At 62.0% G+C, this 23,686-nt stretch carries 27 protein-coding genes; 11 read left to right on the top strand and 16 right to left on the bottom strand.

All coding sequences use genetic code 11. The annotated features are described in order from the left end of the window. The first annotated feature begins 2 nt into the window (after window positions 1–2). Genes G405_RS0103020 through G405_RS0103005 form a run of 4 tightly spaced genes read left to right on the top strand, consistent with a single transcriptional unit; the run spans window position 3 to window position 3,528 of the window. Window positions 3–1,157 carry an ABC transporter permease gene (locus G405_RS0103020; protein ID WP_022700023.1) on the top strand — a complete coding sequence of 385 codons (1,155 nt, stop codon included), beginning with the start codon at window positions 3–5 and terminating at the stop codon, window positions 1,155–1,157. Continuing rightward, window positions 1,154–1,930 carry an ABC transporter ATP-binding protein gene (locus G405_RS0103015; RefSeq protein WP_022700022.1) on the top strand — a complete coding sequence of 259 codons (777 nt, stop codon included), beginning with the start codon at window positions 1,154–1,156 and terminating at the stop codon, window positions 1,928–1,930. Before G405_RS0103020 ends, G405_RS0103015 begins: the two co-directional genes overlap by 4 nt. Window positions 1,931–1,939: 9 nt before the next feature. After that, on the top strand, window positions 1,940–2,896 hold the full coding sequence (locus tag G405_RS0103010; RefSeq protein ID WP_022700021.1) for an MlaD family protein: 957 nt from the start codon (window positions 1,940–1,942) through the stop codon (window positions 2,894–2,896). After that, window positions 2,893–3,528, top strand: coding sequence for an ABC-type transport auxiliary lipoprotein family protein (locus G405_RS0103005; RefSeq protein ID WP_022700020.1), 636 nt, complete (start codon window positions 2,893–2,895; stop codon window positions 3,526–3,528). The genes G405_RS0103010 and G405_RS0103005 overlap by 4 nt, the downstream gene beginning before the upstream one ends. A gap of 72 nt (window positions 3,529–3,600) precedes the next feature. Here the strand turns inward: G405_RS0103005 and G405_RS0103000 are convergent, their stop codons facing one another. Next, on the bottom strand, window positions 3,601–5,727 hold the full coding sequence (locus G405_RS0103000) for a hypothetical protein (protein ID WP_022700019.1): 2,127 nt from the start codon (window positions 5,725–5,727) through the stop codon (window positions 3,601–3,603). 127 nt (window positions 5,728–5,854) lie between these two features. Beyond that, entirely contained in the window at window positions 5,855–6,175 is a 321-nt protein-coding gene (locus tag G405_RS0102995) for a hypothetical protein (protein ID WP_022700018.1), read from the bottom strand. 208 nt (window positions 6,176–6,383) lie between these two features. On the opposite strand from G405_RS0102995, the gene G405_RS0102990 reads away from it, so the two are divergent. Together G405_RS0102990 and G405_RS14820 are read left to right on the top strand one after the other, a co-directional pair. Next, window positions 6,384–7,595 carry a DUF418 domain-containing protein gene (locus tag G405_RS0102990; protein ID WP_022700017.1) on the top strand — a complete coding sequence of 404 codons (1,212 nt, stop codon included), beginning with the start codon at window positions 6,384–6,386 and terminating at the stop codon, window positions 7,593–7,595. Next, window positions 7,595–7,990, top strand: coding sequence for a gamma-glutamylcyclotransferase family protein (locus tag G405_RS14820; RefSeq protein ID WP_022700016.1), 396 nt, complete (start codon window positions 7,595–7,597; stop codon window positions 7,988–7,990). Before G405_RS0102990 ends, G405_RS14820 begins: the two co-directional genes overlap by 1 nt. Here the strand turns inward: G405_RS14820 and maiA are convergent. Continuing rightward, entirely contained in the window at window positions 7,987–8,631 is a 645-nt protein-coding gene (maiA, locus tag G405_RS0102980) for a maleylacetoacetate isomerase (RefSeq protein WP_022700015.1), read from the bottom strand. The genes G405_RS14820 and maiA overlap by 4 nt on opposite strands. A 152-nt stretch (window positions 8,632–8,783) precedes the next feature. Between maiA and hppD the strand changes: the two genes are divergently transcribed. Further along, a complete protein-coding gene (gene hppD / locus G405_RS0102975; RefSeq protein WP_022700014.1) occupies window positions 8,784–9,851 on the top strand; it encodes a 4-hydroxyphenylpyruvate dioxygenase in 1,068 nt (355 codons plus the stop codon). A 2-nt stretch (window positions 9,852–9,853) separates the two neighbouring features. Beyond that, complete coding sequence (locus tag G405_RS0102970) at window positions 9,854–10,348, top strand: MarR family winged helix-turn-helix transcriptional regulator (RefSeq protein ID WP_022700013.1); 495 nt, start codon at window positions 9,854–9,856, stop codon at window positions 10,346–10,348. Here the strand turns inward: G405_RS0102970 and G405_RS0102965 are convergent. Next, complete coding sequence (locus G405_RS0102965; protein ID WP_022700012.1) at window positions 10,345–10,797, bottom strand: MaoC family dehydratase; 453 nt, start codon at window positions 10,795–10,797, stop codon at window positions 10,345–10,347. The two genes, G405_RS0102970 and G405_RS0102965, sit on opposite strands and share 4 nt — an antisense overlap. 31 nt (window positions 10,798–10,828) lie before the next feature. Further along, window positions 10,829–11,089, bottom strand: coding sequence for a CBU_0592 family membrane protein (locus tag G405_RS0102960; protein WP_028284487.1), 261 nt, complete (start codon window positions 11,087–11,089; stop codon window positions 10,829–10,831). 155 nt (window positions 11,090–11,244) lie between these two features. On the opposite strand from G405_RS0102960, the gene G405_RS0102955 reads away from it, so the two are divergent. Then, on the top strand, window positions 11,245–11,559 hold the full coding sequence (locus G405_RS0102955) for an Hpt domain-containing protein (protein ID WP_022700010.1): 315 nt from the start codon (window positions 11,245–11,247) through the stop codon (window positions 11,557–11,559). Here the strand turns inward: G405_RS0102955 and G405_RS0102950 are convergent. After that, a complete protein-coding gene (locus G405_RS0102950) occupies window positions 11,556–11,900 on the bottom strand; it encodes a chorismate mutase (RefSeq protein WP_022700009.1) in 345 nt (114 codons plus the stop codon). The two genes, G405_RS0102955 and G405_RS0102950, sit on opposite strands and share 4 nt — an antisense overlap. A 102-nt stretch (window positions 11,901–12,002) precedes the next feature. Here G405_RS0102950 and G405_RS0102945 point away from each other — a divergent pair, with 102 nt between their 5' ends. Next, window positions 12,003–12,626 carry a glutathione S-transferase family protein gene (locus G405_RS0102945; protein ID WP_022700008.1) on the top strand — a complete coding sequence of 208 codons (624 nt, stop codon included), beginning with the start codon at window positions 12,003–12,005 and terminating at the stop codon, window positions 12,624–12,626. A gap of 70 nt (window positions 12,627–12,696) precedes the next feature. Here the strand turns inward: G405_RS0102945 and G405_RS0102940 are convergent, their stop codons facing one another. From G405_RS0102940 to G405_RS14815, 5 genes are all read right to left on the bottom strand, one after another. After that, a complete protein-coding gene (locus G405_RS0102940; protein ID WP_022700007.1) occupies window positions 12,697–13,884 on the bottom strand; it encodes a vWA domain-containing protein in 1,188 nt (395 codons plus the stop codon). An 11-nt stretch (window positions 13,885–13,895) separates the two neighbouring features. Beyond that, window positions 13,896–14,738: an AAA family ATPase gene (locus G405_RS0102935; protein ID WP_022700006.1), complete on the bottom strand. Its 843-nt coding sequence runs from the start codon at window positions 14,736–14,738 to the stop codon at window positions 13,896–13,898. A 79-nt stretch (window positions 14,739–14,817) separates the two neighbouring features. Then, window positions 14,818–15,543: a pseudaminic acid cytidylyltransferase gene (gene pseF / locus G405_RS0102930; RefSeq protein WP_022700005.1), complete on the bottom strand. Its 726-nt coding sequence runs from the start codon at window positions 15,541–15,543 to the stop codon at window positions 14,818–14,820. A 2-nt stretch (window positions 15,544–15,545) separates the two neighbouring features. Continuing rightward, entirely contained in the window at window positions 15,546–16,769 is a 1,224-nt protein-coding gene (locus G405_RS0102925) for a DUF4915 domain-containing protein (protein WP_022700004.1), read from the bottom strand. Then, window positions 16,766–17,998 (bottom strand): N-acetyl sugar amidotransferase, encoded by a 1,233-nt coding sequence (locus G405_RS14815; RefSeq protein WP_022700003.1) that lies wholly within the window; start codon window positions 17,996–17,998, stop codon window positions 16,766–16,768. The genes G405_RS0102925 and G405_RS14815 overlap by 4 nt, the downstream gene beginning before the upstream one ends. A gap of 121 nt (window positions 17,999–18,119) precedes the next feature. Here G405_RS14815 and G405_RS14810 point away from each other — a divergent pair, with 121 nt between their 5' ends. Then, entirely contained in the window at window positions 18,120–18,848 is a 729-nt protein-coding gene (locus tag G405_RS14810; protein WP_169447486.1) for a WbqC family protein, read from the top strand. 220 nt (window positions 18,849–19,068) lie between these two features. Here the strand turns inward: G405_RS14810 and hisF are convergent, their stop codons facing one another. From hisF to pseI, 5 genes are read right to left on the bottom strand one after another with little or no spacing between them, the layout of a single operon-like run. After that, entirely contained in the window at window positions 19,069–19,854 is a 786-nt protein-coding gene (hisF, locus tag G405_RS0102910) for an imidazole glycerol phosphate synthase subunit HisF (protein ID WP_022700001.1), read from the bottom strand. Next, the gene (gene hisH, locus G405_RS0102905) at window positions 19,848–20,480 is read right to left on the bottom strand and encodes an imidazole glycerol phosphate synthase subunit HisH (protein ID WP_022700000.1); all 633 of its coding nucleotides are present in this window, start codon (window positions 20,478–20,480) and stop codon (window positions 19,848–19,850) included. The genes hisF and hisH overlap by 7 nt, the downstream gene beginning before the upstream one ends. Before the next feature lie 13 nt (window positions 20,481–20,493). Next, the gene (locus G405_RS0102900; protein WP_022699999.1) at window positions 20,494–21,492 is read right to left on the bottom strand and encodes a hypothetical protein; all 999 of its coding nucleotides are present in this window, start codon (window positions 21,490–21,492) and stop codon (window positions 20,494–20,496) included. Continuing rightward, window positions 21,489–22,571, bottom strand: a complete 1,083-nt coding sequence (locus G405_RS0102895) for a DegT/DnrJ/EryC1/StrS family aminotransferase (protein WP_022699998.1) — start codon at window positions 22,569–22,571, stop codon at window positions 21,489–21,491. The genes G405_RS0102900 and G405_RS0102895 overlap by 4 nt, the downstream gene beginning before the upstream one ends. Beyond that, window positions 22,568–23,629, bottom strand: coding sequence for a pseudaminic acid synthase (pseI, locus tag G405_RS0102890; protein ID WP_022699997.1), 1,062 nt, complete (start codon window positions 23,627–23,629; stop codon window positions 22,568–22,570). Before pseI ends, G405_RS0102895 begins: the two co-directional genes overlap by 4 nt. Window positions 23,630–23,686 lie beyond the last annotated feature (57 nt).

The raw sequence follows: 23,686 nt of genomic DNA, 5'->3' as shown, positions 1-23,686 counted from the left end.
CGATGACAGCAGCGATCGCAACAGAGCGTCAGCAGCCGGGGCTGACCACGCGCCATGAAGGCGCGCGTCTGGTGCTGGAGCCGCGCGGCGATTGGCTGATCGAGAAGGTCGGCCGTTTCAACCGCCAACTCAAGCGCATCGAAACCGAGACTGATCCGCAGGATCTGGTGATTGATCTGACCCAGCTGGGCCGGATCGACACGGCCGGCGCTTATTTGCTGGGCCGGACGCTGAGCCGGTGCGGCGAGCCGGATGCAGACTGGCATTTTATCGGCAGTCACGAGACGGCGCGCCGCCTGATGGGGGAAATGCGCGAGCGCCTCGCCGATTGTCCGGTCCACGAGGAGACGCCGCGCGGGGTGGTCGCCACCTTCGCCCGGATCGGCGCCGGGGTGGAGGACGGCCTGAAGGAGACCGTTGAATCCTTCGCCTTTTTCGGGCGCACCATCACCACCGGGCTCAGCGTCCTGGTCAATCCGACCAAGATGCGCTGGACGCCGACCATTCATCTGATGGAAACGGCGGGCGTGGACGCGCTGCCGATCATCACCGTGCTCAGCTTTTTCATCGGCGCCGTCGTGGCGTTCATGGGCGCGAGCTTGCTGGAGACCTTCGGCGCTTCGGTTTTCACCGTCGACCTGGTGGGGATCGCGGTCCTGCGTGAATTTGGCGTGCTGATTACGGCGATCTTGCTGGCGGGGCGGTCTGATTCCGCTTTCACCGCCGCCATTGGCTCCATGAAGATGCAGCAAGAGATCGACGCCATGAAGGTGATGGGGCTCGATCCGTACGAGGTTCTGGTCCTGCCGCGGGTTCTGGCCTGTGTGCTGATGGCGCCGCTTCTGACCCTGTCCGCCATGGTGGCGGGGGTGGTGGGCGGCATGATGGTCAGCTGGTGGACATTGGACATCTCGCCCAATTTCTTTCTCACCCGCATGCACGACACCATCGATCTCAAACACTTCCTGGTGGGCATGTCCAAGGCGCCGGTGTTCGGTCTGGTGATCGCCATTGTGGGGTGCCGCCACGGGCTTCAGGTGGGCGGTGATGTGGAGAGCCTGGGCGCGCGTGTGACCACCTCGGTGGTGCAGGCGATCTTCGCCGTCATCGTGATCGATGCGCTGTTCGCCATGATGTATCTGGAGCTCGATATATGAGCGACGCGCCTTTGATCGAAGTGCGCGGCCTGCGCAGCCAGTTCGGCTCTCATGTGGTTCATGACAACCTCGATCTCGAGATCCGGCAGGGCGAGACTCTGGGCATTGTCGGCGGCTCAGGCTCGGGCAAATCCGTGCTGATCAACACCATTCTGGGGCTGAAATCGCCTGATGGCGGAGAGATCCTGTTTCGCGGCGCGCCCATGTCGAAAATGTCGGGCCGGGACCGGCTCGAGCTGGAAAAGCGCTGGGGAGTCCTGTTCCAGGCTGGCGCCCTGTTCTCCTCGCTGACGGTGCAGGAAAACGTCATGGCGCCGATGCGCGAGCATGTGCGCATGCCCGTCAGCCTGATGAAGGAGCTGGCGGATCTCAAGATCGGTCTGGTGGGATTGTCAGGCGAGGCGGGGGGCAAGTTTCCCGCTGAACTGTCGGGCGGGATGAAAAAACGCGCCGGGCTCGCGCGGGCTCTGTCGCTGGATCCGGACATTCTGTTTCTGGACGAGCCCACCGCCGGGCTCGACCCGATCGGGGCCAGCGCCTTTGATGATCTGATCAAGGAATTGTCAGAGACGTTAAACCTGACCGTGGTGATGATCACCCACGATCTCGATAGCCTGCACGCCATCTGTGACCGCGTTGCGGTGATCGCCGACAAGACGATTATCGCCAATGCGCCGCTCGATGAACTGACCCGCAATCCGCATCCCTGGATACAGGAATATTTTGGCGGTCCACGCGGACGCGCCGTGTTAAGACAAGCCGCTGAGGACTAGAGGCACGCTATGGAAACCAAAGCGCATCACGCCATTGTCGGTTTCTTCGTCGTTTTCCTGACGGTGTCGGGGGTGATGTTGTCGCTCTGGCTGTCCGGCGCGGCGCTGGACCGCGAATTCCGCGAGTATGACGTGGTCTTTGACGGCGCCGTCAGGGGCTTGCGCCCGGCGTCGGAGGTTCGCTTCAACGGCATTCAGGTTGGTGAAGTGACTGAGCTGGGGCTCAATCCTGATAATCCAGGCCAGGTGATCGCGCGTATTCGCGTGAATGTGGAAACGCCGGTGAAATCAGATTCCGAAGCCCAGCTCGAGCCGCAAGGCTTGACCGGTCTGTCCTATATTCAGATTTCGGCCGGCTCGCCCGATGCCGAGCGTCTTGAAAGCCGGCCCGGCGACCGCGCGCCGCGCATCTACGCCACCCAGGCCCAGATCGAGCAATTGGTGGAAGGGGGCGAGAGCCTGCTTGAATCCGCCCAGCTCAGCTTTGTGCGGATCGGTCGCCTGCTCAGCGATGAGAATCTCGAGAGCATGACCAACACGCTCAATCATATCGAGACGATCACGGGCCATCTGGCAGAACGCGAATTGTTGATCACCGAAGCGCGTGCGGCGCTGACCAGTGTGCAGCAGGCGGGCGCGGACGTGTCTGTCGCCGCTCAGGCCATGCAACAATTCGCCCAGGTCACCGAACGCTATGTGGTCGATGACCTGACGCCAGCGACGCTTGACACCGCCGCCGCCGCGCAGGAAGTCGATCGCACCGCTGTCGAGACCTATGATGCGCTGGTCGCGATCCGCCCCGGGCTTGAAGAGTTTTCCGAGGACGGGCTGACCCAGCTGACGGCGACCTTGCGTGATTTGCGATCCCTGGTCGCAACGCTGGAGCGGGTTGCGCTGGAGCTGGAGTCTGATCCAGCCGGATTTATCGCCGAACCTGAAGGCGCTGAAGTGGAGGTGCCGCGATGAGCACTCTTGGGAAAGTCGCGCTGGGCGCGCTTGGGGCTGCAAGCCTTCTGGTGACGCCGGGCTGCATCTCCTTGCTGCCGGAAAGCGAGCCGGTGTCGCTGTATCGTCTGACCGGTCTGACGGCGGATGAAGTGGCCCCTTCCGCCCAGGCGCAGACCATACTGATTGATCAGATCAGCGCCCCGCGCGGATTGTCCGTTGATCGGGTGGCGCTGCTGCGCAATGGCGAGCTGGCCTATATGGCGGGCGCGGCCTGGCTGTCGCCGGCGCCGACGCTGGTGCATGACCGGATTCTGGATGTCTTCCTCAGCGAGACGCCGCAGCTGATCCCCGCTCGGAGTGAAGACGGGGTGGAGGCGCGCTATCGCCTGCAACTGGAATTGCGCCGGTTTGAAGCCGAATATGATCAGGGCGATGGACGGGCGCCGCTGATCCAGATGCGGATGGTCGCCCGCCTGATTGATCGGGAGGAGCGTGCTCTGGCGGCGTCACGCCGCTTTGATGTCAGCGTCCGGGCCAGCGATAACCGTCAGGCGGCGCTGATTGAAGCCTTCAGTCAGGCCTCCAACGAAACCGCCCATGCTCTGGCGAACTGGACGTCTGGCGTGGTTTGCGCCGAGGCGCCCTGTTAGCCAGAGCACCTGACCGTATGAAAAAGGCCGGCCCATCTGAGGCCGGCCTTTTTTGTTCGCGCTTTGGCGCGCCTAGCTGTCGCGATTTCGGCGATTGCGTTTGGGGTCGTCCTTGTTCGCGGAGGGCGTCTCGTCTGAATCCATGTTGGCCAGAAGATCGCGCCAGCGCCAGCTCGCTTCCTTGCGGGCTTTCTCGACGCCGTCACGGATGCTGTCGCGCACCGGGTCCTCGTCATCGCCGTTGAGCGCCGCCTCGTCTTCATCGTCGTCAGAGCGGGCGGACCGGACGGCTTTCAGATCGGGCTTGCCTTCATCCTTGCGGCGCGCCCGTTCGGCTTTGCGCTCTTCAATCTTGGAGGCTTCCCAGTCTTCGTCGCGTTCGCCGTCATCACGGTTTTCCGAGGCGCGTCTTTCAGCATCACGGCTTGCGATTTCCGTACGCTTGCGCGCCGGTTTCTCGCTTTTGGGCCCGTCCTCATCCTTGCGCCGCCCGCTGAGCGGATCGGGCAATTCGTTGATGTTGAGGTCCAGCGGTTTGTGGCCGCCAGCGACAGATCCCATGCGCAGGATGAAGTCGCTGAGCAGTTCATAGTTCTGGCGGATACGCGACTGGAACAAGGCGTCGATGTCGCGCGCCTGGTCCGAGGCGGTCTGCGCCGTCTCATTGAGCTGGGTCAGACCATCTTCCAACGTGCGTTGCATGGCCTTGGCGGCGTTGCGCGCGGCGTCGGGCGCATCGTCGAGCTTGCTGCGCAGACCTGACAGCTCATCCTCGATCCGGCGGCTTTCGCGTCGCGCGGCGTCGAGGGTTTCAGACAATTGCTTGCGCACCGCCTCGGCGGCCTCTTCGGCGGCTTTTTCGGCGCGGACGGTCAGGTCTTCCGCTTCACGCAGACGCGCCTGGAAGGCGTCATCGGAGCGGCGGGCCACGTCAAATCCGCTTTCGCTGACCCGCTCCAGCGCGGCTTCAGCATCGTCGGCCTGTTTTTTCAGGCTCTCGCCGGCTTCCTCGGCGGCTTCGCGCGCGGCGCGGGCGGCGTCGCGCATCCGGTCCAGCGCACGTTCCTGGGCGCGGGCGGCTTCTTCGCTGCGTTCAGACAGGGAATTGGCCAGATCCTTGGCCTGTCCCAACGCCTTGTCCACGGCGTCCAGGAAGACTTCGCCGGAATTCTTGGCGGTGCTTTCAAGGATTTCAGCCCCGTCGCGCGCCTTGCGCGTCATGGTTTCCAGCTCGGCCTTGTGGAAGTCGAGCGCGGCGCCGATCTTCTCTTGTTCCTTGCGCAGGGTTTCAGTCACGTCCTGCAGACGGTCGCGGTGTTTGACATAGGCGTCTTCCAGCCCGTCGGTGCGATTGCGCAGCATATCGGAGAAGTCGCGCAGCTCGGTGGCGCGCGCGTCCAGCGACAGGGCGACCCGATCGCCGGCTTCTTCGGCGGCCTGGCCGGCGGCGCTCAGGCGCTCGGCGCCCGACCGGATCAGGCGTTCGCCCTCTGACGCCTTGGCGTCGGCCAGCTCGGCGGCGGCGGCGACCATTTTGGACTGGTCCTGTATGGCGGCGGCGATCATGGCCGCCTTGTCGTCCAGACCTTCAGACACGTCATTAAGGCGCAGGCGTTCGTCGCGCAGGGCGCGGGTCAGCTGTTCGGCGCGCTCTTTGGCGCGGCTGGAGCCGTCTTCCAGACTTTCGGCATGGTGGGTGATCACCTCTTCCATGGCCGCAAGCCGCGCCAGCGCGCTCTCCATCGCCTTGTTGACGCGATCGACCTGCATGGTGATCGCATCGGCCAGACGCGAGGCGTCTTCCTCGGCGTGTTCGGTGGGCGTGGCGAGGCGCAGGACCGCCGCATCCAGATGGCGGGCGCGAGAGCCGGCGCGGGACACTTCACGTCCCAGAAGGCCCGCCAGCACGAACAGCAACGCCGGAGCGGCCGCGAAGACTGACAGGCCCGCCAATTGTGCAGGGCTCAGGGCTGTCAGGTCGGTGTATCCGGCGAGATAGGCCGCCGCGCCGCCAAACCACAACAACCCGAACGCGGCCCCGCCAAAGGCCAGCCAGCCGCCGCCTTCTGTTTTGGGAGGCGGCGCGGTCATCTGAGGCGCGAGGGATGTTGAGCGGATCGCTTCCAGCGCACCGCCCGCCGGTTCGGCGATCACGCTTTCCTCAATCTTTTCAGCGTCTTTTGTATCCTTGGCAGCCATGACGTCTCGTCTGGTTTGGCGCTGATCCAGTTCGGATATCGCCGTGAAACGACTATCCTAACAGAATCACGCGGCACTGCAGGCCTGTTTGTTCAGACCTAGTGTGTAACGCCAGAGTGTGAGTCGATCAAAGAGCGGGAAGCGCACGCCGCAAAGACAGGGTTTCGCAATCGTTAAGAATAATGATTTGCGGAGTAGAGTGCGCCGGAAGCGCGCCGGGCGCGCTCTCCGCCGGTGCGATCACCAGAGACGGCGCGCACAGCGATTGCGTATTCTGAGCGGACACTGAAAACGTGGCCGGAGTCAGCAAGGCGCCGCCGGACAAGGTCTCGACCTGATGCGGAGCGAGTTGGATGGCGTGCGCAGCGTCTTCGCGCTCATACCCCAGTCCCAGAAAGGACAGGGTGGCGGCGAGGATCATGTGGGCGATATCGATGAGCAGCGACATAACGGGCCTTGGCGCAAGACGAACGAGAATTTTTATGCGCCTGACGCGAGACCGAGACAAGGTCGGTTGCGCTGAAATTTCATGAACTCTTGGTAAGTTTAGATGGCTCTGGACTGATAACAGTCTTGCGCCGCTTCTGAAATGCGGCGAGCCTGTCAAATACTCAAGCCCTGTTAAGATTGGGGGCTGTCAGGACTGGGGGACCATCATGAGCCTGCATACCGCGCCAGTGGCCGCGAAGGATCGCTTTGAAAGCCTTGATGTTCTGCGCGGGGTCGCCGTGCTGGGCATTCTGATGATGAATGTGCAGGCTTTCACCATGGCGTCCAACGCCTATGCGTACCCGCCGGCGCACATGGATCTGACCGGAGCCAATCTGACGGTCTGGTACATCTCGCACGTCTTTTTCGAGATGAAGTTCATCACCATTTTCTCCGCGCTGTTCGGCGCCGGCATGTTGCTGATGGTGGGCGAAGAGCCAGACGCTCCGCGCAAGCTGCACTTCTCCCGCATGACCTGGCTGTTGGTGATCGGCCTCATTCACATGTTCGGCCTGTGGTTTGGAGACATCCTGGTCACTTATGCGATCGGTGGCTTCATCATCGTGTTCTTCCGGCGCATGTCGCCAGGCAAGCTGATCGGCTGGGGCCTGTTCTGGGTGGCCCTGTCGGGGCTGCTGATGGTCGCCATCTTCGCCAGTTTCACCCTTTTGCCGGCCGATATGGGCCCGACGGATGTGGGCATAGCGTATAGTGATGAGCAGCTGGCGGAGCTGGTGAACACCTATCAGAGCGGTTATTTGCCCAGCCGTATTCCCAATGCCCTCAATGGCTTGGGCAATATCCTGATGTTCGCTTTCTTCGGCGGTCGGATCGTCGGCGTCATGCTGCTTGGTATGGCGCTGTATAAACTCGGCTTTCTGCTGGGCCGCTGGAGCGTGCGTCATTACGTCATCGCCGCAGCGGTCGGGCTGGGCGTCGGCTTGCCCATCGTGGCCTGGGGCGGTCAGGTGGCCATCGACCATGATTTTTCTCTGGATACGATGTGGATCCATACCGCCACCAATTACGGCGGCAGTCTTCTGGTGAGCCTGGGCTATGCCGCGTTGATCAACCTGGCGTGCAAGGCGCCCTGGTTGAAGCTGATCCGCGCGCCGTTCGCGGCGGCCGGGCGCATGGCGTTCACCAATTATCTCACGCAGTCGATCGTGATGGTGTTCCTGACCGTGGGCGGAATTGGCCTGGGCCTGTTCGGCGAGCTGGAACGTATTCAGCAGGCGCAGCTGGTGGTCACGGTCTGGATTGTCCAGCTGATCGTGTCCGTCCTCTGGTTGCAGGTGTTCCGCTTCGGTCCGTTTGAATGGCTGTGGCGCAGCCTCAGCTATGGCCAGCTCCAGCCCATCATGAAGGTCAAGGCCTGATGCAGGTTCAAACGGGCGACGCGTTCGCCGTTTATGGTCTGCTCCGGGCTGGAGAAAGCGGCTTTGCGCGCTTCGGGCTTGAAAACGCCTTCGCCCCGCTCGGCCCCTGCACCTTGCGCGGCCAGCTTTATGATCTGGGCGCCTATCCGGGGCTGGTCGACGGGGCGGGCTCGGTGGTCGGCGAACTCTTTGAAGTGCGTGACGCCTCGGTCATGCCGAAGGTGGATGCGTTCGAGGATTACTGGCCCGAAGACCCGGCGCGCTCGCGGTATGTGCGAAAAAAGGTCCGGCTCATCGAGCCGGACCGGGACGCTTGGGTCTATATCTGGGTGCTGGGCGTTGAGACCGCTCGCCTGATCCCCAGCGGAGACTGGTTCAAACGCGAAACCGACTAGACGGCGTCGGGCTGGTTTTCAGGCGCCGCGCGTTCAAATTCGGGCAGCGCGCGCGCCGCTTCATCCGCTGCGACCAGTCGCGGATAGGGTGTCAGATCAACGCCGAACCGGCGCGCATTGAACATTTGCGGCAGCAGGTAAATCTCCGCCAGCGTCGGTCCGTCGCCGAAAATGAAGCCGTTCTGGCCATCGGCCTGATCAGCCAGCTGTTCCAGCGCATCAAAGCCCACGCTGATCCAGTGACGCGCCCAGGCGGGGCCAGCCTCGGCGTCATCGCCCGATAACTCGCGCGCCTTTTTCAGGATGCGCAGGTTTTGCAGCGGATGAATGTCACAGCCGATGGCCGCCGCGAAGGCGCGTACGCGGGCGCGCTCAATGGGGGCGGTAGGCAGCAAAGGCCGCTCGGGGAAGGTCTCTTCAATCCATTCCAGGATCGAAACGGACTGGGTCAGCACCTGTCCGTCCACTTCCAGCGCCGGGACCAGGCCTTGGGGGTTGAGCGATTTATAGGCGTCTGAATGCTGCTCACCCGTGGCCAGGTTCACCGCGACATACTGATACTCAACGCCTTTCCAGTTCAGCGCCAGACGCGTGCGATAGCTGGTGCCGGAGCGAAAATAGCCGTGCAGGACGAGTTTCATGAAACATTTCTCCGGAGTTTGAGGCGGGGCTGCTGAGATTGGGGGTGAATTTAGTTGCAAATGATACTATCTTCCGCCACACGACGATGCCCGCCGGAGAGCGGCTGATCAAGCCCGCCGGCGCATCACGATTGATTTAAGGGAGCGCCCCCATGGCCGATCTGTTTGAGAACCCGTTGGGCACCGACGGCTTTGAGTTTGTCGAGTATACGAGCCCGGAACCGGAAAAAATCGAGGCGCTGTTTGAGAGCCTCGGCTTCACCGCTGTCGCCAAGCACAAGACCAAGAACATCACCCGCTACAAGCAAGGTGACATCAGCTTCCTGGTGAACAAGGAAGAAACCGGCCAGGCGGCGGACTTCCGCAAGGAACACGGCCCCAGCGCCAACGCCATGGCTTTCCGGGTCAAAGACGCCAAGGCGGCCTATGCCGACGCTATCGCCCGCGGCGCCGAACCGTTCGGCGACGGCGTCTGGACCGACGAGATCCCGGCCATCAAGGGCATTGGCGGCTCGGCGCTCTACCTGGTCGACACCTATGGCGACAAGACGATCTATGACGATCTGTTCGAGCCGATTGCAGGCGCCGAAGATAAGGGCGGCGTGGGCCTTGAGGTTCTCGATCACCTGACCCACAACGTCATCAACGGCAATATGAACAAGTGGGCGAGCTTTTACGAGAACGTCTTCAACTTCCGCGAAATCCGCTATTTCGACATCAAGGGCCAGCATACCGGCCTCCTCTCACGCGCCATGACCGGCCCGTGCGGCAAGCTGAAAATCCCGCTGAACGAAAGCTCGGATGATCAGTCCCAGATCTCTGAATATCTGCGTGAATATAATGGCGAAGGCATCCAGCACATCGCCCTGACCACGCCGGACATCTATGAGACGGTCGAGCAACTGCGCAAGAACGGCGTCGTCTTCCAGGGCACGCCAGAGACCTATTACGAGCTGGTCGATGAGCGCGTGCCGAACCATGGCGAAGATCTCGAGCGTCTGAAGAAGAACAACATCCTGGTGGACGGCAATCCCGAAACCGGCGACGGCCTGCTGCTGCAGATCTTCACCACCACCAATATCGGACCGATCTTCTTCGAGATCATCCAGCGCAAGGGCAATGAAGGCTTCGGCGAGGGCAATTTCAAAGCCCTGTTTGAATCCATCGAGCTTGATCAGATCCGCCGCGGCGTGATCAAGACCGAGCCGGCGGCCGAGTAATTTTGGCCGACGACGCCCGTAAACCCTTGGATGCAGGCGAGGGCGGAAGCCTTCGCCTGCCCTCCTATGTGCCTTATCGCCTGTCGGTGACGTCCAACAAGGCGTCCAGCCTGATCGCCAAGGCGTATCAGGCCCGGTTCGGACTGACGATCTGGGAATGGCGGGTGATTGCGGTGCTGGGCGAGGGCGCGGCTCTGACCGCGCAAGCGGTGTGTGAAGCCACCGCCATGGACAAGGTCAGCGTCAGCCGGGCGATCCGCGCTCTGGATGAACGCGGCCTGGTGACTCGTATTCGCAATGCGCAGGACCGGCGCGCCAGCGACGTCTCACTGACGGCGGAAGGCCGGGCGATTTACGCGGACGTGGCGCCCCTGGCGCTCGATTACGAGCAAAAACTACTCGCTGCGTTCTCAGACGAAGAGCGCGACCAGCTCATGAGCCTTCTCGACAAGCTGGAAGCGCAACTCGATGAAGTGGGGCAGGCGTTCGAGCGCTAGCCTTCCACCACCAGGCTGAGCCATTGGGCGATCAGCGCCGGGCTGTCAGAGCCCTCGATTTCTACAACGGCGTCCTGGGTCAGCTGAAGCTGGCCGGGTTTGCGTTCAATGACATTGGCCAGAGTGAACGTGCCGCGGATCTTTGATCCCACACGCACCGGCGTCAGAAAGCGCACTTTCTCAAAGCCGTAATTGATGCCGATCACGCCCGCCTCGAAGGCCGGCAGGGCTTTCTCGGCGAAATGGCTGAGCATGGACAGCGTCAGAAAGCCGTGGGCGATCGGGCCGCCGAACGGGCTTTCGGTCCTGGCGCGCTCAGGGTCCACATGGATGAACTGGTGATCCAGGGTCACGTCCGCGAAGGTGTTGACCTGATCCTGGGTGACCTCAAACCAGTCCGACGAATGCGATTGGCCCAGGCGGGCCTTGTATGTATCTAGCAAGCTCATGGTCCGAGTTGAACGCTTTAGGCCTTAACGGTCAAGCGTCTGATCGCGCCTTGCGGCGACGGATCACCCATTTCGCCAGGCCAAACAGCGAGATGGAAAGCCAGCATATTTCAATAACGAAGCTCGCCAGATTGAACGTCACCATCAAGGAGACGAGCAAGAGCAAGGCGCCGCACAGATTGAGCAACAAATAGCCCAACCCGTCGCTGCGGACTTTCTCGATCTGAAGGAGGAAGAAGGCGGAGAGCACGCAGGCGACGCCTGTGAGCCCGATCACGTCTGACAGCATCATGGAGTCGTTGCGTCCCTGCATTGTTGGGGCTGGTAGGTCTGAGGCCAAGCCCTACGTCTCCTTAAGCATACGGACAAGTCGCCTGGCTGCGTGAAGGTCTGTTAAGGTGCGGGCTCTAAGGCTGGGGGCTTCGAGATACGGAGGCACTGACGCCCATGAGCGCGCCCGTTTTGGACCGAGATCATCTGGAGCAGTACACCGCTGGCGATGCGGCGCTGGAGACCGAATTGTTCGGATTGTTGTCCGATCAGATCGACGCCTGCATCAGCCTGATGAAAGCCGCGCGGTCTGATGAAGACTGGCGCACGGCGGTCCACACCCTGAAGGGTGCCGCGCGCGGCGTCGGCGCGATGGAGCTGGGTGAGGCGTGCGCCAAGGCGGAGGCGTGCTATCCCGATGCTGAAGCGCTGCAGGCGGTGGAGACGGCGTCCGAACGGGCGCGAGACGCCATGGCGGCGGTCCGCGGCTAGCGCGTCTTGTCCCAGACCCTGAATTCGTAAGCGATGGATTGCTCGACCAGCTCGCGCCAGACCGGCTCGGCGATCGTGGCGGGCAGGCCTGTGGTTTCGGCGCTTTTGAGCACCTTGCTCACAACATCCTCAATCCGCGCCTCATCGCGCACCACATCCCGGCTGGGCTTGATGCGCGCGGCGGCTTGCATATAGCGCGTGCGTTCGGTGATCAGCGCGACAAGGGCGCGATCCATCCGGTCCACGCCATCGCGCACGTCCGCCATGGTCTCGCAGGCCTCTGGAGCGGTGCGAGCGTTGAGATCTTCGAGATCAAAATGGTCAGGCGTTTTAGACGACATGGCGGCGTTATAGGCTGAAGTTTCCCGGCTCCAAACCCCTGTCTCGCATTGCATCATGGCCGGGTGCAGCTAAAACTCGCTGAAAGTTTGCAGGAGAGCGCCATGCAGCCCGTCACCCTCTACGGCAATATCGAAAGCGGCAATTGTCTGAAGACCCTTTGGGCGGCGAAAGTCGCACAGGCGCCTCATGACTGGGTGGAAGTGGACATCTTCGGCGGCGAGACCCGCAGCGACTCGTTCCTGGCGCTCAACCCGGCGGGTCAGGTTCCGGTCCTGCGCATGGCGGACGGGCGCACGCTGGCCCAGTCCAATGCGATCTTGTTGTACCTTCTTGAAGGCACGGATCTTATCCCGTCCGACCCGTTCCAGCGCGCGGTGATGATGCAATGGCTGTTCTGGGAGCAATATTCTCACGAACCCTATATCGCCGTTCGCCGCAGCGCCTTGCGCTTCAAGGGCGCGAGCGAGGCGGATCTCGACCCGGACCTCTACGCCAAGGGACGCCGCGCCCTGGGGGTGATGGAGATGAATCTGCTGTCGCAAAGCTTCATGGTCGGCGAAGACATGACCGCCGCCGACATCGCGCTAGTCGCCTATACGCGCGTCGCCGATGAGGGCGGGTTTGATCTGTCAGAGTTTCCCGCCGTCAACGGCTGGGTGCGCCGGGTGGAGAGCACGCTGGGCATCGAGCACGGCCAGGCCGCGGTCCATGGCGACCCGGAGTAGCGCAGGCTGAGAAGTCCAAGACAAAAGGGCGGCCCTTCGGCCGCCCTTTATCACATCCAGCCACGAGCGTTTAGCGCCGCTTGGCCAGTTCCTTCATCGCCTTGTCCACGCCTGTCAGGGTCAGGGAGAACATGCGCTCCTCGCCGATGATCTCGCGGACCAACTGCACCGAATAGGTGTGCGGCCACCAGCCTTCGGGCGTCGGGTTCAGCCAGACCAGATGCGGATAGGTTTCTTTCAGACGCCGCAGCCAGACCCCGCCGGCTTCCTCGTTCCAGTGCTCGACCGAACCGCCGGGATGGGTGATCTCGCTTGGGGACATGGCGGCGTCACCCACGATCACCACCTTGTAGTCGCTGGGGTATTTGTGCAGCACGTCCCACATGGACTGGGTCTCGGTGCGGCGCCGCAGATTGGACTTCCACACGCCTTCATAGATGCAGTTGTGGAAGTAGAAATACTCAAGATTCTTGAACACGCCCCGCGCGGCCGAGAACAGGCGCTCGGTGAGATCGATATAGGGGTCCATGGACCCGCCCACATCAAAGAACACCAGGACCTTCACGGCGTTCCGGCGCTCGGGGCGCATCTGGACGTCGAGATACCCCTTGTTGGCGGTGGCGCGGATCGTGCCGTCCAGATCGAGTTCTTCTTCCGCCCCGTCACGGGCGAACTGGCGCAGACGACGCAGCGCGACCTTCAGGTTTCGGGTGCCCAGCTCGCGTTCTGAATCAAGATCCTTGAAGCGGCGGTTCTCCCAGACCTTGCTGGCTTTCTTGTTCTTCGACTTGCCGCCAATGCGGACGCCGTTCGGGCTCCAGCCTGAATTGCCATAGGGGCTGGTGCCGCCTGTGCCGATCCATTTATTGCCGCCCTCATGGCGTTTTTCCTGCTCTTTGAGCCGGTCCTGCAGCGTCTTCATGAGCTGGTCGAAATCCATCTCCTGCAGCGCCTCCATCTCCTCCTTGGTGAGATGGCGCTGCATCTGGGCTTTCAACCAGTCTTCGGGAATTTCGTCAGACTTGAACAGATCGCCAAGCGCTTCAATACCTTCGAAATGATGGGCGAAGACCTTGTCGAACTTGTCAAAATTGCGCTCGTCCTTGACCAGCGCAGCGCGGCTGACGGCGTAAAAGCTGTCCACCTCCTGCTCGATCGCGCCCTTTTTCAGGGCTTCAAGCAGGGTGAGGTATTCCCGGGTTGAGACCGGAATTTTCGCCGCGCGCAGATCGGTGAAGAAGCGATGGAAAAGCGCCATGCGCTCGGCTCCTAGCCTTCTCTCCGGGTCATGAAGGCGAGGCGTTCAAACAGCTGAACATCCTGCTCGTTCTTCAAAAGCGCGCCGTGCAGCGGCGGGATCAGCTTGCGGGTGTCGCGCTCGCGCAGGATGGCGGGATCGATGTCTTCGGCCAGCAAGAGCTTCAGCCAGTCCAGCAATTCGGAGGTGGAGGGCTTTTTCTTCAGGCCCGGCGCGCTGCGCACCTCAAAGAACATCTCCAGCGCTTCGGCCAGCAGCTCGGATTTGATGCCAGGGAAGTGGACATTGACGATCTGCTCCATCGTTTCCTCGTCAGGGAAGGCGATGAAGTGGAAGAAGCAGCGGCGCAGGAAGGCGTCCGGCAGCTCTTTTTCGTTGTTGGACGAGATGATCACGATCGGACGCTGTTCGGCTTTGATCGTCTCGCCGGTCTCGTAGACATAGAACTCCATCCGGTCGAGCTCTTGCAGGAGGTCGTTGGGGAATTCGATATCGGCCTTGTCGATCTCGTCGATCAGCAGGACAGGGCGCACATCGGCGTCGAATGCCTCCCACAGCTTGCCCTTGCGGATATAGTTTTTGACGTCGTTGACCTTGTCATTGCCCAGTTGGGAATCGCGCAGGCGCGCCACGGCGTCGTATTCATAAAGCCCCTGATGCGCCTTGGTGGTAGACTTGATGTGCCACTCGATCAGCGGCGCCCCCAGAGAGGACGCGACCTGGCGCGCCAGCTCGGTCTTGCCGGTGCCCGGCTCGCCCTTCACCAGCAGCGGACGCTCGAGAATGATGGCGGCGTTCACCGCGGCGGCCAGCTCGTCGGTGGCCACATAATCCTTGGTGCCTTCAAAGCGCATGTCGGGTGTTTTCCCTGTTTTGTGTTCTGTATCGTTCGGGCGCCCCCAGCACCCGGTTGCCGTCTTGTTTACGCGCACTCTAACGCTGCGGATTACGCCCGTCATCCTTGCGCAGTGCGGCGAACATAAGCTCGGCGCGGTCCCAGTCATATGGGGTATCAATATCCTGAACGCGTTCAGGCGCGATCATTATGGGTATGGCGCGGGGGGAGAAGACCGGAGCCTCCTCTTTTAATGCATTGGGACGACACCAGAAAAACTGCGCAGCATCGTGAAACGCCTCTTCCAGATCCTGCGATCTTGAGCCGATGAATTCTGGATACATCGGCGCCAGGCCCGGCCCGGATTCACTTTGAACGGCTTTCAGCGCGCGCTGCACGGGAAACGCGAAGGGCGTCACCGAGATCGCATACTCCTGCTGCGGGGCCTCGATCAGGGCGTCATGGCCGCGCGTGATGTCGGCGGCGCTGAGGAAGGGCGCGGTGGCGTAAATGGCGCAGACAAGCTCGGCGCTCTGGCCCGTGATCCGCTGCATCTCTTGCATGGCGTGGGCGATGACGGGGATGACGCCGGTGAAATCATCCGCCAGCTCTGGCGGGCGGCGGAAGGGCGCCGTTGCGCCGGCTGCCTCCGCGACTTGCGCGATTTCATCGTCATCGGTGCTGACGATCACATGATCAAACAGGCCCGTTTCCAGAGCCGCCGCGATCGGCCAGCTGATCATGGGTTGGCCGTGAAAAGGGCGCACATTCTTGCGCGGGATCCGTTTGGAGCCGCCGCGCGCCGGGATGACCGCGATCTTCATGATCAGCGCTTCGTGTTGAGCGCAATGCCGTGAATCTCCGACACCGTGGAGGGCAGGTGGAAGCTCTTGGACACCTTGGTGTGCTCATCAAACACGGTGATGGCGGTGTCGATGGCGATGTTCTGGCTCACGCCCATGGCGGCGGAATAATTCCGATTCCGGCTCTGGCCGATGAAAAAGCGCGCGCCGTCATGGGCGAGACCGCGTGCGAAGCCCGGAAATTGCCCCACGGTTTGGGCGTTATTCTTCAGAAGGCGTCCACGCAGGGAATCAAGCACCACCAGCGAGCCGTCCACAAAGTCGATGGAATGCGGCATCCACAAGTCTGAAATCACCGGCCCCACCCAGCGCTTGTCCGCCAGGTCATATTCAAGCACCACGCCGTCAAACACGTCGCGCTTCCAGTTGCCGGTGGCGGAGAACATCGACAGATAAACGCTGTCGCCCAGCACCAGAATGTCGTTGCAATGATGCTGCGCCGATCCTGTGCGCGCCTGTTTGGGGCTGATCGGAATGCGGTCGATCTCTTCGCCCTGTTCGGAATAGACCAGGATGGCGTCGAGATAGGAGCAGGCGATGAAATACTGCTGCTTCTCCTCAGACCAGCTGACGCCGTGACAGCGCGCGCCCTGGGGCAGGGCGAAGCTTTTCAGGATATTGTAGTCGCGGTCAAAAATGATCAGGCCGCGCTCGTCATCAATGGCGATGAAGTGCTCGCCATGGGGGCGCAGGCCATGAAAATTGCCCTTGAAGACCTTGCGGAAGCTGTGTTTCGCGCCGGAGATCTGAAGCTCGTAAAGCCCGCCGCCGGCTTCGGGGTCCTCCAGAGGCGGCAGACCGCAGGTGAACAGCACCGTTTCTTCCAGGCTTTCCATCTCCGCGATGATGCGCAGATCATTGAGCACCGGGCTGACAACAAAATCCTGACCGGGGATAAGGCCAAAGCTCGCCAGTTGCTCGCCGACTTCCACAAATGACGTCGTGCAGATCACCACGAACGGGCGGAGCGCGGCGTCTTTCAGGCTGTCTGGGCGCGCAATGGTCAGCCCGGCCTGAGTTTCGCCTGCAAGATTGGGATTGTTGTCGACGATCCCGGTCACGCCCTTGATCCGGCGCAGGGTCTTGTCGGCGATATTGCCCGCGCCCGCCAGCACGATGGGTCGGCCCCGGCCGCGCATGTTCACATCGGCGAAGGTCGTGAATTCGGCTGTGGTCGTCCGGCTCATACTTGCTTGCCCTTGACCAGATACTGCTCGCGGCGCGGATCGTTTTTATCAAGATAGACCGGGCCATAGCTCGACGATCCGCCCCAGACGTCATCCTTGACCCATTGGTCGTTCTCGATGCGCCAGACGCGCGGATCGCGGAAGGTGTCGCAGATCTGGTCGAACTCGGCCTCGGTCATGTCCACATATTTGAGCCAGCGCTCAAGATCGCGGCGCGGTTTGACGTGGTCATGCTTTTTGACCATTTCGAGCCCGGTCTTGTAATCCATCACTCCCAGACGCACGTCCTGGCTGGCGTGATCGGTGGCGCGGCCATAGCCGAACTTGATGAATTTGAGATAGTCGTGAATTCCGTTCTCGTGCATGTCGTCGAGATTGGAGATCTTTCGATAGGTGCGCTCGAACGGGTATTCGGCTTTCTTCCAGCCGTACTCTTCCTCGGCCACGGCGGCGCATTTGTTGCCGTTCCATTTCTCGTAAAAGCCCAGATACACGCCGCGCACGCCGACCCGGTCGATCTCCTCGTCGGACGGATACATGGCGAAGGACAACTCTTTCTCGGTCAGACCCATCTTCAGGTCCGGGCGGCCATGCCGCTCGAGCCCCTCATCGGTGAAATCATCCCAGTCCAGCCCGTGAAGATCGTGCTCCTTGCGGGTCTTGGCGGTGAATTCGGGGAAGTCCGAGTACGAGAACATGCCGCCCAGATCGACCCAGCCATGATCGCCCCACAACATCAGCGGGATGTCATGCAGCACGGCTTGTCGGATCGGGTAGGTCTTGATGCCGGCATGGTTGTGCCAGTTCATGTCGCCATGCAGCTTGAACCCTAAAAGGTTCATCTTGATCAGGGTCTCAAGGCCAGGGCGATAAATGATGTGGTCAGCGTCGAACGCCTCGCGCATCAGCTGGAGATTATACTCGCCCTCGGGCAGGAAATTGTTGCCGTGATAGGTGACCAGCAGCGGACGCAGGCCCAGCTTTTTGACCGCCAGATGGGTCTGGTAAAAGCTGTCCTTGCCGCCGCCCACGGGGATGACGCAGTCATAACCCTTGGGATTACGGTAATCTGCCACCAGCTCTTCGAGCATCGTCCAGCGCTCGTCCCAGTCGATGTCCACCGTCTGGCCCGCCACACGGCAGCCCGAGCACATTCCCTTTTCATCAAAGGTCAGCGGCGCCGCTGACGAGCTGGGATAAAAACAGGTCTTGCAGAACTGGACACTCATGGCGCTTCCCTCAGGCTGGGGCGTCAGCGATGACGAATCACCGCCGGGCTTAAGGGTAACAAAACGCCTCAATCGTTAAGTTTAGCCCAAGCTGCGCACCATTGAGGGGAAAGGCCGTCCATTGCGGATATTGAGCGCCCACCAGCCGGTCTACCTCCCGGGGCTGATCCTGTTTCACAAGATCGCCCTCAGCGATGTGTTCGTCTTGCTGCCGGACGTGCAGTTTCAGCGCCATAGCTGGCAGCAAAGAAACCGGGTGCGCAATGGCAAGGACGCGATCTTCCTGTCTGTCCCCGTGAAGAAGTCGGGAGACCTTCACCGAACGATCCGACAGACCGAAATCGCAGGCGAACCCTGGCGCAAGAAGCATTTGACGACGCTGAAACAGGTTTATGGCAAGCGACCGCATTTTGAGGCGTATTTTCCGGCCATAGAAGCGCTGATCGAGGCGGACTACGCCAATCTCTCAGATCTCAATTGCGCGCTGATCCGGCACTTTTGCGCCGTGCTGGAGCTTGAGGCGCAGATCCTTGATAGCGCGGAGCTGGTCCATGAGGGCGAGAGCCAGGACCGGCTGATCTCGCTATGTCAGGCCGCGGGCGCTGACGCTTATATCTCCAATGTGGGCGCCGCGAGTTATGTGGACGAGGCGGGGTTTCCGGCGCAGGGCGTCACCCATTACTGGCAGGCCTTCACACCACCAGAATACAGGCAGGGCAAGGCCTTCCTGCCCAATCTCTCCATCGTCGACGCGCTGTTCAATCTGGGGCCGGACACGGCCAGGCTGGTGCGAAGCTGTGGAGAGATGACGCGTGATCTGGAAGTGGCGCAGGCGGCTTTGCTAGGTTGATAACCTCTTTCCCGGCGAAGGCCGGGATCCAGAGATCATGAATCGCTGCATATCCGGCTCTGGATCCCGGCCTTCGCCGGGAAAGAGAACACTTATAAATCTTCACCCTTGTCATCCCCCGCTTCATGCGGGGGATCCATGTCGGTTGGTTTGATCACAGGTCTCGGCATGGGCTCAAAGGATAAACCGGCGAATGACATTTTAGAGGGGCAAAGGCGCCCTACATCCGCACGTCAAAGCCTGCGCGTTGCAAAGCGCGTTTGCCGCCGCGATCAGCCAGTTCCTTGAAATGCCAGATATTGGCGGCGGCGACGGCGTCCGCGCCGGCCTTGAGGCCCTTGGAATAATGCTCGTACACGCCGACGCCGGAACAGGCGATCACGGGGATGGTGACAGCGTTTGAAACCTGCTCGATCAGGGCGATATCATAGCCCGTGCCGCGTCCGTCCCGATCAAGGCTTTGCAAGAGAATCTCCCCCGCGCCGCGGTCTTCGGCTTCCTTAGCCCAGCTCACCGGATCACGGCCGGTGGCGGTGCGGCCGCCCTGGGTCATCATCTCATAGCCGTCATCCGTCTGGCGCACGTCGACGCTGACCACCATGGCTTGCGCGCCAAAGCGTTTGGAGACCTGACTGATCAGCTCCGGCGTCTCGAAAGCGGCGGTGTTGATGGCGACCTTGTCAGCGCCGCGCGAGAAAATCTCGCGCACCTGATCCAGAGAGTGGATGCGGCCGCCCCAGGTCAGCGGCATGAAGCACTGGCTCGCCACCGCCTCCAGCACTTCCATTGAATCGGCATAGGCGCGATTGCCGGAATCGCGGCGACCTTGGGCCAGCCCGCCCTCGCGGGTGATGTCGAGATAGATCAGCTCATCCACCTTCCACTCGTTAAACCGTGACACCTCGTGCAGCGGATCGCCGATGATCTGGTGCTGGGTGAAGGTTTCAGAGCGGACCAGCTGGCCGTTCATCAGCAAGAGGACCGGGATCAGGCGCGGCATCAGCATGAGGCGACATACTCCAGCCAGTTGTTCAGCAGGGCGAGGCCGGCCTTGTGGCTTTTCTCGGGATGAAACTGCGCCGCCCAGACCGAGCCGTGCTCAAGTGCGCAGACAAAGCGTTCGCCATGCTCAGACCAGCCGGCGGCGTCCTCTGTGCGGTCCGGTTCGCAAACAAAGGAGTGGACGAAATAGAAAGCCTCGTTCTCCGGCAGGCCTTTGAACAGCCCGTCCGTCTTTGTCGCCGCCACATGGTTCCAGCCCACATGCGGGACACGATAGGGCGGGGTGTTCGGCGGCGGGGCGAGGCGGCGGACCTTTCCGGGAATAATCCCGAGGCCCGCATGCTGGCCATGCTCGGTGCTTTCATCGAGCAAAAGCTGCATCCCGAGGCAAATCCCCAGAAGCGGGCGGTTCTGGCCTGCGATCTCGTCCTTGATCAGGTGCGCCAGCCCCAGCTCGTGCAAATGCGCCATGCCTTCCCCGAAAGCGCCGACGCCGGGCAGCACCACGCCCTTCGCCGCGCGCAGCACGCCGGGGTCGTGGCTCACCACCACGTCTGCCCCCAGATGGACGAGCGCGTTTCTCACAGAAGTGAGATTGCCCATGCCGTAATCAATGATCGCAATCGTCATTTGAGATCGCCGGTCAGGATGAGAGCAACTGGGTGATGGCCTCGGCCGCCCGAGCCATGCCCAGCCCGTCAATCAGTTCAGGCCCTTTGGCGCTCAGCGCGACAGCTTTGGAGGGATCGCCGAGCAAGGCTTCCAGCTGTTCGGACAAGGCCGGAATGTCATCGCCGTTTTCAAATCCCAGATTGATCAGCGCGCCGCGTTCCGTGAACCAGTCGATTTCCGGGATGAGGTTTTCGAGCTGCGGAAAGACGATCGAGGGCACGCCCGCGGCCAGTGCTTCATACACCACCATGCCGCCGGTCATGATGGCGGCGGGGGCGCGCGCCAGATGGCTGGCGATCTGGTGAACCGGCAGGCCCTGCTTGGCGATGCCGCCATTGAGCACCGTCATCCGTTTGAGGCCTTCAAAGTCGGGAAAGCTGGATCCCACGATCATGATGAAGGGGTGGGGTTTGGCCAGGGCCGGACCATGCTCGGCCAGCTGCATCGCCCAGTCCGCCGCCCGGTCGCCGCCGCCGCAAATGGCGATGACAGGGCCTTTGCGGGCGTCGTCATGGCGTGATTTGGCGAAGACCGGCGCGATCAGGGCGTATTCGCCGCCGCAGAGCGCGTGTCCGCCTGTCCGCAGATTGGGATAACGGTGATAGTCTTCGATCACCGTGCCGTTGAAAACCAGATCGGCGGGGGCGTCAGATCCGAAATCATCCACCATCAGGCGCTTGAGCTGCGGCAGGGCGTCGAGCGCGCTCCACAAGACCGGGTCATGAACCGGCTGGTCCACCAGAACCGCGTCGGCTTCGGTCTCGATCACCAGAGCTTTCAGAAAGACGTCCACCGGCCCTTTGAGCGGCACGATCTTGTCGTAAGGAAAGAACTCAGACAGCGCCTCGCCCTGACCCAGCACATGCACGCGCGGGCGTTCAGGCAGAAGGTCGATCAGGCGGCTGCAGCGCGCAGCGTGCGCCAGGCCTGTCTCATGGACGGCATCCACGCGGATGATCAGGGATGTCATGTCAGCGCCTCCAGAACCGGCTCCATCACGGCGCAGGCCGCGGTGATTCTGGCGCTATCATAGCGCTCATCGAGCCAGAGATTGATGACCGACTTCGACCAGATGTCCGCATCGGGATGCGCGTCCTGGCCGGTCAGAGTGGGGAAAGACTGTGTCAGGGACGGGTAATTCGTGCCGGCGTCAAAACCGTTTGCGCGCAGCGCCTCAACCAGAGGGTCGCGCAGAGCCGGCGCGGTTTTGACGATCAGACGCCAGGGCGCGGTCTGATCCAGACCGATCGGGGTGAGGGCGGGGGCGAACCTGCTGAGCGCATCGAGCCAGAACGTCCGCCGCTCCTGCCGGGCGGCCAGATGTGCGGGCAGGCGCGCAAGTGCGACTGTCAGCTTTCCCGTCGTTTCGGGATCAAAGCCGAAGCGCAGCTGGGACAACTCTGTCACCAATGTGTGCTCGATCTCAGCGGACCGGCCCTGATTGCGCAAGGCGCGCCGCTGCAGCATCAGCTGGTCTTCGGCCTCGGCTGCGGCGTCATCCAGCACCGGATAAGACTTGGCCCGCTTCTCAAGCTCAGCCGCCAGGCTGGCGTCATGGGTGATCACCGCGCCGCCCGCGCCGGCGTCCAGCACCTTGCCCGCTCCGAAGCTGACGATGCGCGCCAGATCTTCAAGCGGCGCCTGGGGCGTGAAACTGGAGGCGTTGGCGTCGTTCTCTATGGTGATCCAGCCCTGCTCGCGTGCGGCCTTGCGCGCCCGGGTGAAGTCGAGGCGAAAACCGTAGAGATGGGTCAGCAGCACCGCGCCGCTTCGACCCGTTCGCGACAGCTTGCGGACCTGTTCGGCCAGGGCGGCATCGTCATTGACGCCCGTCTCGGCGCTGACCGGCGCGAGCCGCACCTCAGCGCCGCAGGCCCAGGCGCTTGCGAGCAGGCTGGGGCAGGCGTTGGAGGGGATCAGAATGGTGGAGCGGCCATGAAGGCCTAGCATTTCAAACAGCGCCAGCAAGGCCGAGCGCGCCCGACCGAACAGGACAGCCTGATCGCCGCCAAAGGCGTTTGCGATCTGAAGCGCCGGCGCCGTCATCATCTCAGCCCATCTGCGATCATGGACCAGTCGAGCGGTTCACCGAATGCGAGATCGCGCGCGGCGGTGCGCCCCAGAACTTTCGACCAGTCGCGCGGATGCAGGCCGCCGCCGGGGCGCACCGAGCGCACATTGGCTTCGGTCAGAACCTCTCCGGCCTTGATGTCAGCGGTCACATAGAGCGAGCGGCGCACGGTGCGCGAGCGCACTTCAGATTGCGCCAGGCCGGTTCGAACCTGGCCCAGCGCGGCATGGGCGTTACGGGTTTCCCGAACCAGGCTCGCCAGCTCATCCGGCTCCAGCGAGAACTCCGCGTCAGGGCCGCCGTCAGAGCGGCGCAGGGTGACATGCTTTTCAATCATCCGCGCGCCCAAGGCGGTCGCGGCCACAGGCGCCGCGATGCCGGGGGTATGGTCGCTGAGCCCGATCGGGATTTGCAGACGCTGGATCAGCTCGGGGATGGTGCGGAGATCCGCCTGCTCAATCGGAGTCGGATAGCCCGAGGTGCAATGCAGAATGCACAGCCGTTCGCATCCGGCCTGGCGGGCGGTCAGCACCGCTTCGATGATCTCGTCCCAGCTCGCCATCCCGGTCGACATCACAAGCGGACGCCCTGTTTGAGCGGCGTGAGTGATAAGGGGCAGATCCACCAGTTCAAACGAGGCGATCTTGTAGGCGGGCGGTTCGAACTGTTCGAGAAAGTCCACAGCTGTGAAATCAAACGGGGAGGAGAACACCTCCATGCCGTGCTTGCGCCCGCGTTCGAACAGCGCCGCATGCCAGTCCCACGGCGTATGCGCCTCTTCATAGAGGTCATGCAGTTTGCGCCCGTCCCAGAGGCCGCCTTCGAGCACGAAGCCGGGGCCGTCATGGTCCAGCGTGATGGTGTCGGCGGTATAGGTCTGCAGCTTCAGCGCATCCGCGCCTGCGTCCGCGCAGGCGTCAATGATTTCGAGCGCGCGCGACAGATCCCCGCTGTGATTGGCCGACAGCTCGGCGACGATCACGGGCGGGCGGCTGAGATCTTCGATCTGGTCAAACACGGAAGAGGGGGCGGTCATGACAACGCTCCTGCCGGTTGCGAGGGCTTGTTTACTGTTATGATGAGTCTTGGTTCA

Source organism: Oceanicaulis alexandrii DSM 11625, assembly GCF_000420265.1.
GTDB lineage: Bacteria > Pseudomonadota > Alphaproteobacteria > Caulobacterales > Maricaulaceae > Oceanicaulis > Oceanicaulis alexandrii.
The sequence above is the reverse complement of the archived record's forward strand: the minus strand, read 5'-3'. Positions and strand labels throughout refer to the sequence as shown.